Source organism: Pseudomonas sp. RIT-562 (assembly GCF_026241895.1).
In the GTDB taxonomy this organism is placed as follows: domain Bacteria; phylum Pseudomonadota; class Gammaproteobacteria; order Pseudomonadales; family Pseudomonadaceae; genus Aquipseudomonas; species Aquipseudomonas mandelii_F.
Genome location: NZ_JAPJIV010000002.1, coordinates 451,833 through 461,130, shown reverse-complemented (window position 1 = coordinate 461,130; position 9,298 = coordinate 451,833). Strand labels below are relative to the sequence as shown.

The following is a 9,298-nucleotide window of genomic DNA, read 5'->3' as shown; positions in this document are numbered from 1 at the left end:
CTTGCCGGCGATGGACGCAAACGATCACGCGCCATTCCTGACAAAACACCATCAGCCCCAGAACTCTCCGGCTCACCGAGCGATTGCAAATGTGCTCTTTGTAGAACGGGTAGCAGCGGCGGATCGTGATCCCGCCCCTGCAGCGGTCCAGTTACTCGGGTTTGAAACCGGCTTTGCCGTTGGCTGATGATGGATTTGGCATTCGCAATTTCCGTTCAAATATATGACGCCATCGCCGGCAAATCGGGCTCCGAAGCAAGATCAAAAGATCGCAGCCTCGTTTCACTCGTCAGCTCCTACAGGTGGAAGGGTGGAAGGGTTGAATGACGCTACGAACGCACGAAAAGGTAGAGGCCGCCCTTGCCACGACCGCCAAACAAAAACATCGCCCATAAAAAAGGCCGCTGCAAACGCAGCGGCCAAAGTAAGACGTTCGATCAAGGAGCTACAAATCAACGTCTGTGTACACAGTGCTATGAACCGAAAATCTTCAATTCATCAAAAATAGAGGCGCAATATCCACGCCTGATCAAACTTCGCCTTCAGCTCGTTCCCCTGAAAGCCCGTTCAGAATAAAGCCTTGTCCCCAAAGGAAAAATAGCCAATACCGACATGCAGTGTTGCAGCATCGGCAACAGTCCCGGCATCACACATCCATACTGTTGATACCGCCCCATCCAATCCATTCATACCCCGCCCAAACCCTCACCCCCGCCGGCCTGTAATCCTTTGGAGCGACACCGCGAATACCTCCTTGGTGCGCTTATCGCCCCCGGTCGGCGGCAGTAGGGTGTGGCCTTCTGTCACTCACCGGGGAAGACGCATGACAAAAACAACAATGCGCGCCATCTTCAAGCCGCAGGCGCTGGCCGCTGCGGTGGCCTTGGGTTGCTGCGCTCAGGCGCAGGCGGTTTCGTTCAATGTCGGGGAAATCGAGGGCACCTTCGACTCTTCGTTGTCGGTTGGCGCGAGTTGGGGCATGCGCGATGCCGATAAAGCGTTGGTGGGTACGGTCAACGGCGGGACCGGCCAGGCTTCTACGGGGGATGACGGGCGGTTGAATTTCAAAAAGGGCGAGACCTTTTCGAAGATCTTCAAAGGTATCCACGACCTCGAACTCAAGTACGGCGACACCGGGGTCTTCGTTCGTGGCAAATACTGGTACGACTTTGAGCTGAAGGACGAGGACCGTCCGTTCAAGCCCATCAGCGATCACAATCGCAAGGAAGGTTCGAAGTCCGCCGGGGCGCAGGTTCTCGACGCCTTTGTTTATCACAACTACTCCATCGCCAACCTGCCGGGCACCGTGCGCGCGGGTAAACAGGTGGTCAGCTGGGGTGAGAGTACGTTTATCGGCAACTCGATCAACAGCATCAACCCGGTGGACGTCTCGGCGTTTCGCCGCCCGGGTGCCGAGATCAAGGAAGGGCTGATTCCGGTCAACATGCTGTTTGCTTCCCAGGGGCTCACCGACAAACTCACCGTTGAAGGTTTCTACCAGTTGGAGTGGGACCAGACTGTCCTGGATAACTGTGGCACCTTCTTTGGCGGTGACGTCGCAGCGGATGGTTGCACCAAGGGCTACACAGTTGCCAGCCCGGCCATTGCGCCGCTGCAGCCGATCGCTGCGGCATTCGGCCAGGGTTTTGAAGTCACTCGAGAAGGCGTGGTGGTGCCCCGGGGCGGTGATCGCGATGCGCGGGATTCCGGGCAGTGGGGCACGGCGTTGCGCTGGTTGGGGGATGACACCGAGTACGGCCTGTACTTCATGAATTATCACAGCCGCTCGCCAAACGTCGGCACCACCACCGCCGGCCTGGGTACGCTAGCGGCGCTGCCCGGCATTGTCGGCACCGCCAACGCGATCGCCCCGGGGACTGGTTCAGCCCTGGCGCAAAGCGTGATGCTCGGTCGCGGGCAGTATTATCTCGAGTACCCCGAGGACATCCGCCTGTACGGTGCGAGTTTCTCCACCACCTTGCCTACCGGGACCGCGTGGACCGGCGAGATCAGCTATCGCCCCAACGCGCCGGTGCAAATCAACAGCACCGACCTGACCCTGGCCATGCTCAATCCGATTGCCGGGGGCGCCGCGTCGCCTATTGCCACCGCGCCCGGCGCGGACAACAAGGGCTATCGGCGCAAGGAAATGACCCAGGTGCAGAGCACCCTGACGCACTTCATCGATCAGGTGGCGGGCGCCGATCGCCTGACCTTGGTGGGCGAGGCGGCAGTGGTTCACGTGGGCGGCCTGGAGGCTCGATCCAAACTGCGTTATGGCCGCGATTCGGTGTACGGCCAGTACGGTTTCAACGGTGACACCGACGGTTTTGTGACCTCGACGTCCTGGGGCTATCGCGCTCGCGCCATCCTTGACTACAACAACGTGATCGCCGGGATCAACTTCAAACCCAACCTGTCCTGGTCACACGATGTTTCCGGTTATGGCCCAAACGGCTTGTTTAACGAAGGCGCCAAGGCGATCAGCGTCGGCGTCGATGCCGATTATCGCAACGCCTACACCGCCAGCCTCAGTTACACCGATTTCTTCGGTGGGGACTACAACACCCTGGAAGACCGTGACTTCCTGGCGTTGAGCTTTGGCGTGAATTTCTGATCTGGCTGAGAAGGATGATGGTTATGCGCAAGATGATTCTGCAATGCGGCGTGCTGGCCTTGAGTTTGCTGGCGGCCCAGGTGATGGCCGCGGTGTCGCCGGAGGAGGCCAACAAGCTCGGTACCAGCCTTACTCCGCTGGGCGCCGAGAAGGCCGGCAATGCCGATGGCTCGATTCCGGCCTGGACCGGCGGCATTGCGAAAAATGCCGGAGCGGTCGATAGCAAGGGCTTCCTGGCCGACCCGTTCGCCAACGAAAAGCCGTTATTCACCATCACGGCGAAAAACGTCGACCAGTACAAGGACAAGCTCTCGGACGGCCAGATAGCCATGTTCAAGCGCTATCCGGAAACTTACAAAATTCCGGTCTACCCGACCCACCGCACAGTGGCGGTCCCACCGGAAATCTATGAGTCGGCCAAGCGCAGCGCCTTGAATGTAACGCCGATCAACGACGGTAACGGCCTGGCCAATTTCACCGGCAACCGCTACTACGCTTTCCCGATCCCGAAGAATGGGGTCGAGGTCATCTGGAACCACGTGACCCGTTACCACGGTGGCAATCTGCGCCGTACCGTGACCCAGGCCACGCCGCAATCCAATGGCGATTTCACCGTCATCCGCTTCAAGGACGAAGTTGCAGTGCCTTCGCTGCTGGGCGATCTGAAGCCGGGCAGTGACGAGAACGTGCTCAACTATTTCAAGCAGGAAGTCACCGCCCCGGCGCGTCTGGCGGGCAACGTCCTGCTGGTCCACGAGACGCTCGACCAGGTCAAGGAGCCGCGTAAGGCATGGATCTACAACGCCGGTCAGCGCCGCGTGCGCCGCGCACCGCAAGTGGCGTATGACGGAGTCGGCACCTCGTCGGACGGCCTGCGCACCACCGACAACTTCGACATGTTTTCCGGCGCTCCTGACCGGTACGACTGGAAGCTGGTAGGCAAGAAGGAAATGTACATCCCCTACAACAGCTACAAGCTTGATTCGCCCAGCCTCAAGTACACCGACGTGATCAAGGCCGGGCATATCAACCAGGACCTGACCCGCTACGAGCTGCACCGGGTGTGGGAGGTGGTCGCTACGGTCAAGCCGAACGAGCGCCACGTCTACGCCAAGCGTCACATGTACATCGACGAAGACAGCTGGCAGGTGGCACTGGCGGATCACTACGACGGTCGCGGCCAGTTGTGGCGAGTCGCCGAAGGCCATGCGCAGTTCTATTACGATCACCAGGTTCCGGCCTATACGGTTGAGGCGTTGTATGACCTGATCGCCGGTCGCTACATCGCCCTCGGAATGAAGAACGAGGAGAAGCGCAGCTTCGAATTCAACATCGATGCCAAAGCTGGGGACTACACGCCAGCAGCCCTTCGGAGTACGGGCGTAAGGTAGTTTTCCTACAGTACGTTCCATAAAAGGTGACCTCTTGGTCACCTTTTTTATAGGGCTTGATCAGTGCGCTGAATACTTCTTCAACAAGCTGGCGAGACAGGACTAGGGTGGCGCCACAACTACAACAAGGCGCACCCCTATGACTGCCATGACGCGGTGCCTGGACCGACCTGGAATTCGCCCCCGGTTGTCTGCACATCACCAGTCTCGGCCGCGGTTGATCGAACCGTTGCTGGCGTCCACCGCTCGCGTGAAGCTGTTCTGCGCCCCGGCTGGCAGCGGCAAGACCGCGTTGATGGTCGAGTGCTTGATGCAGGCGCCCGAGGGTTGCCAGGTGTGCTGGCTGCCACTGGCCGGCGGATCAATGTCGGTGACTGATTTGCGCCAGCGATTGGCTCAGTCACTGGGCCTGGCAGGCACGGATGAGTCGACTTTGCTCGCGGCATTGGCCAGTTGCCAGACGCCGGTTTGGATTTTTCTCGATGACTATTGCCGCGTGCGCAATCCAGAGCTGGACCTGCTGCTGGACCAGCTGCTGACGGTCAGCAGCCCGGCGATCACCTGGTGGTTGAGTGGGCGCCGCCGTCCGCAAATCAACTGGCCGCGCTTGTTGCTCAACGATGAACTGTACGATTGTGAACCCGGGACGCTGGCATTTACTCAGGAGGAAATTGCCTCGTTGTTGCAGCATTTGGAGCCGGTGCACGCGAGCAAGGGCGCCAACAGGATTTATCAACTCAGCGGTGGCTGGTGCGCCGGCGTGCGTATCGCGCTGTTGCAGAAATGCGACTGGTCGCGCAGTGAGGCCCAAGGTCGGCCGGACACCCTGCATGACTATCTGGAACACGAACTTTTCGCCAGCCTGACGCCGGAGTTATTGGAAGCCTGGCGCGTGCTGGCGCATCTGCCGCGGTTCAATGCGCGCTTATGTGAGCACCTGTTTGGCGCGGTCGTTGGTGTGCAGATACTGGAGGCGCTGCAGGAGCTGGGGTGTTTCATCGAGCCCTGGGAAGGCACTGCGGACTGGTTGCAGATATTTATCCCATTGACCCGCCTGATGCGTGAAGAACCCTGGCCGCAGGGGCGGTCCTGGCATCGGCGAGCCTGCCAGTGGTTCGCCGCCGAGTCGGACTGGAAGGCGGCGTTCGAGCAGGCTTTGCTGGCGCAGGAGTTCGAAGTCGCTGTGAGCCTGTTGCAGCATTTCAGCTTCGAGCACCTGTTCGAGGAGCAGACCGTGGTGCTGTTATTGCGGCTGCATGAGCAACAGGGCGAGGCGCTGTTGTTCGGTTCGCCGCAGCTGATCGGTTTGATCACTGCGGCCTTGCTGTTTGCCGGACGTTTTGATCCAGCAGGTGAGTGCATCGCGCAGCTGTCGCGCTTTCTGCCCCAGCCGAGTGAGTTTCTGCAGCGCCAGTTGCTGGCGCGGTGGCTGGCGCAACAAGGCTGGCTGCTGCACCTGCAAGGGCGCATGGAGGCGTCCCGCGCGCATTTTCTCGAAGCCTTGAGCGAGCTGGGGCCGGAGCTGTGGACCGTGCGGCTGATGTGCTTGTCGGGCCTGACCCAGCAGGCACTGCTCAGGGGCGAACTCGATGTGGCACAGGCGACCAACCGTGAAGCGTTATGCCTGGCTCGCGCCAAGGGCTCGTTGGTTTTCGAAAGCCTGCTGGAGCTCGACCATGCGCAATTGCTCGAGCAACGTGGCGCCCCAGCCAGGGCCGAGCAACTGCTGGCAGCCATGCACGATTTGCTTGCCGGACAAAAAATCGCCGAGCCCTTGATGGGGCGGATTGCCTTGCGGCGCGGGCGCCTGAGTCTGTGCCAGGGGCTGGATTCGCAAGCGGTCGGGTTTTTCGAGCAGGGGCTGCAGATTTGTCTGCGTAACCACGACAAACGTGCGCTCTATGGTTTCCTCGGGCTGGCGCAATTGGCGGCCAATCAGGCCGATTACGCCCAGGCGTTCGTGCTGCTGCGCGATGCCGAGCGCTTGATGCAGCAACGGCAGATCCCCGACACCGTCTACCGTGGGGTGTTGTTGCAGGTCAGCAGTCACTTCTGGTTGCAGCAAGGTCGCCCGGAGCTGGCTCTGGAAGCCTTGACGCGAGTGCTGCGGCACTACCATGGCCCCCAGGCGCGTCAGGCACCACCGGCGACGCTGGAGCTGATCAGTGGCCTGGACTACCTGCTGGTGTTAGCTGAAGTCTACCTGGGGCAGGCTCGAGCACCTTTGGTTCGCCTCGAGGCTCAGTTGCAGTCGGCCAGGAACAGCGGGATGTCGGGCTTGCAGGCGCAATTGCACCTGGTGATGGCCGAAGCCGCCTGGCTGACCGGCAACCCGGTTGTTGCCCGCCAGTCGCTGCGCGAAGGATTGGCGCTGGTCGAGCGCTGCCATCTCCACCAGGCCTACCGGGAGTTGCAATTGCGCCAGTCACGTCTGCCGGAGGCCATAGACCAGGTAGGGCCGGTCAATGACTCGGATACCATACCGATGGGAGAAAACCGGTTAAGTCAGCGTGAAACCCAAGTGCTTGAGTTAGTAGCTCAAGGCAACTCGAATCAACAAATTGCCGATCTGTTGTTTATCTCTTTGCACACGGTGAAAACCCATGCACGGCGTATCAACGGTAAGTTGGGAGTGGAGCGCAGGACTCAGGCGGTAGCCAAGGCAAAAGTGTTAGGCATTCTAGTTTGAAGTGTACTTGATCCGAAGTCGCGCTCATGAATACACACACGTTTTGAAGTGTGCTCTGACTCAAGGAAGTTTATAAGCTCTGAATGGCTCGACGATTGTTTGATCGCGGCCATAACTTTCACCACGGACGATGCATCAATATTAATGGATTAATACACATGAATGATCACAGTTATCAGGATGACTTGCCGCGCCCGTCAAGGCGCACAACGTCCCTGCAAGACCACTCACTGCCGCAGTGGTTGCAACGTGCAAGTGCAGACGATCGCCAATATTACTTCGATGCTGAACAGGCCCTGACAGAAAAAGAACAGGCACTGGACAAGTTGCTCGGGGAAATAAAGTCCCTGAGAGCCTTCGCCCAATTTCATGCGCGGGAGCTGGTAAGAATCCTCACCGGCGAAGTCGTCAACCCGGAGCAGATTTTCGTCCGGACTCGTCACACCTTCTTCGTCGGCAAGCAGAAGGTCGCGCAGAGTAATCGACTGACGCTTCCCGAATTCATGCTCAACGGTCTGCAGGATGCCTCGTCCGTCCCATGGGAAATCACCCTGGAAGGCGACGACCTGCCGACTGGCATTACGGGCGAAGATCTGGTGCACGTGATGAGCAATGCAAGCCTGCGCGTGCTGTATGCGCAGCGATTTGAAAAAAAGTACGCGCAAGACGCAGTGCTCGAAGCGCTGCATGCCTTATTGGGCTGTCGCCTGGCGCTGAGTTCTTTCGGCGCGAAATTGCAGGGGCATCTCAGCGAAGAGAATTTCAGGATCGTGTCTATTGCCGGTCAGGGCGCACATGACAGCTCCATGGGAGCGCTGGTGTTCGCTGATGCCAGGAACGCGCTTGCGCAGATGATGGTCTTTTGCGGGCCGGAGGGGGAGCAAGGTACTTGTATTCTGTATGCCCCGCATGCTCCCGGCGATAGGGACTGGTACGAGTTCGCGAGCATCAGGCAGATGAACTTCCACCTGTTCGACTGGACGACTCAAGCGCAAGGCCGCGGTTACCTGAGCCGCCAGACGTATTCCAGTGAACGTGAGCAGATCGACGCCTTCATGAGGCACATTCAGGAACTGCCTAGTTCGTGGCGTGATGTGCGGCGCAGTTTATGGTCAGACGAAGGGGACGGCGTGTTACGCCAAGCCGTATTGCTGCAGGTCGGTTGGCTGCGCAGTAATCTGGAAGCGGTCATACCGGCAGGATATCGCTCGGCCACCGAAGAGCAACGACAGCTGTTTACTCGGCTCAATACCGAGCTCAAAGGGCTGACCCGACTGGCCAGCCGCGAGGCAGCGTTGATCAGTTATGAGCAATTTACCTACCAACTGGTCAAGCAGCGAGTTGAACAGGTATCTGCCCAACACGGTCCGTCAGTTACTGTAGATCCTGACCGCATCATGATCAGGCTCGATGCCTCGCGAGAGATGACCCTGTCACAGCTGATCATCAGTGAGCATCACATTACCGAAGACAGTGGTTCTGTTCGATATCCTGATATTTACCCTTCCCTTTATGTGCTGCCTGACCATCCGGTAATGTTCGATGGGCTGATCCATTACGTGCGTGGCTGGTCGAAAACCTTGCGGCCGGGTGAAAAATACATCGCTATGCTGAAGTCCGACTATCTGGCTGAAGGGGCGCCGGGATATGCATTGAAGCGCGACGTCTACGTGAACCTGCAGCGTCAAGAAATGCATCGTTGCGCCTTGGCCGAGCTTTTCAGTGGTCAACTTTCAAGTAACCAGTATGAACTGATCGAGAAACTGATCGAACAGCTGCACCAGTCAGAAGTCAGGGGGCCGTTCTCTCAAGAACAGCCAGATTCTCCCCAGCGCAATGGGGTCTACACGTTTTACCTGCAGGATCGCCGGATCGATGGAGTGTATGTTTTCCGCATCATGGTGGATGGGGGTGCGACTGATTTCCTCTACACACCAGCCAGCCCGGATGGCCGATCGTTCAGGTTCCTGAGTGAGTTTGCCAGTTCGGTGAAAGTGGGTGGGTTGGGGTGTTATTACAGCAAGCGAGCCAAGTACACCGAGCAAAAGATAGTCAGTGAATACATCGAGAAGGTGCGCCTGCAAAGTATCGAAGCTGTTCCAATGTTACGTTTCGACAGTCGCGTGCGTAATTTTTACCAGTGTTATCGGGATGGAATCATGCAGATCATTGACTGCGTTGACGCCAAAACCACAAGTCTTGCCGAGATTGTCGGTAAGTTGGTGTATGAAACCGCAGTAGCGGCTGTCGCCATTGTCGCCATCCCTTTCGCGCCCATCGGCCTAGGATTGAGCGCCATCGTCATGACAAAAGCGCTGTTTGAAGGCGTCGAGGCCTTGCTCCAGGGTGATTACCGGAAGCTGTTCTCCAGTTATCTCGATTGCATGCTCGAACTGGCCACGATGCGCATTGGCAAGTTGGGCTTCTCGATGGCGCAGAAGGCCATTGCCAGACAGTTGGAGAACGTCAACACCTGCATGGGCGTCATCACTGCATGCACTGGGAAAACGGTAGATCTTGCCGTGGTTACCGAACTGCTGAAGCAGGCCCACGCGGAACTGGACTCCAGCGAGCAAACGATTCTGCTATAGCGCGCAGGCG

Annotated in this window: 5 protein-coding genes; all 5 read left to right on the top strand. The window is 58.4% G+C overall.

Going from position 1 to position 9,298, the window contains the following annotated elements:
* On the top strand, window positions 1–187 hold a 187-nt coding region (locus ORL50_RS04915; RefSeq protein WP_266010585.1), incomplete at its 5' end, for a hypothetical protein.
* Between the two features lie 636 nt (window positions 188–823).
* Window positions 824–2,617 carry a DUF1302 domain-containing protein gene (locus ORL50_RS04910; RefSeq protein WP_266010583.1) on the top strand — a complete coding sequence of 598 codons (1,794 nt, stop codon included), beginning with the start codon at window positions 824–826 and terminating at the stop codon, window positions 2,615–2,617.
* A 23-nt stretch (window positions 2,618–2,640) separates the two neighbouring features.
* Window positions 2,641–4,008 (top strand): DUF1329 domain-containing protein, encoded by a 1,368-nt coding sequence (locus ORL50_RS04905; protein ID WP_266010581.1) that lies wholly within the window; start codon window positions 2,641–2,643, stop codon window positions 4,006–4,008.
* 139 nt (window positions 4,009–4,147) lie between these two features.
* Window positions 4,148–6,697, top strand: a complete 2,550-nt coding sequence (locus tag ORL50_RS04900; protein ID WP_266010579.1) for a LuxR C-terminal-related transcriptional regulator — start codon at window positions 4,148–4,150, stop codon at window positions 6,695–6,697.
* Window positions 6,698–6,855: 158 nt separating this feature from the next.
* Window positions 6,856–9,288, top strand: coding sequence for a dermonecrotic toxin domain-containing protein (locus tag ORL50_RS04895; protein WP_266010577.1), 2,433 nt, complete (start codon window positions 6,856–6,858; stop codon window positions 9,286–9,288).
* The last annotated feature ends 10 nt before the right edge of the window (window positions 9,289–9,298 follow it).

What these genes read in the sequence shown, in the direction of transcription:
- ORL50_RS04910 (WP_266010583.1), top strand. Translation starts at nt 824, where the DNA reads ATGACAAAAACAACAATGCGCGCCATCTTCAAGCCGCAGGCGCTGGCC.
- ORL50_RS04905 (WP_266010581.1), top strand. Translation starts at nt 2,641, where the DNA reads ATGCGCAAGATGATTCTGCAATGCGGCGTGCTGGCCTTGAGTTTGCTG.
- ORL50_RS04900 (WP_266010579.1), top strand. Translation starts at nt 4,148, where the DNA reads ATGACTGCCATGACGCGGTGCCTGGACCGACCTGGAATTCGCCCCCGG.
- ORL50_RS04895 (WP_266010577.1), top strand. Translation starts at nt 6,856, where the DNA reads ATGAATGATCACAGTTATCAGGATGACTTGCCGCGCCCGTCAAGGCGC.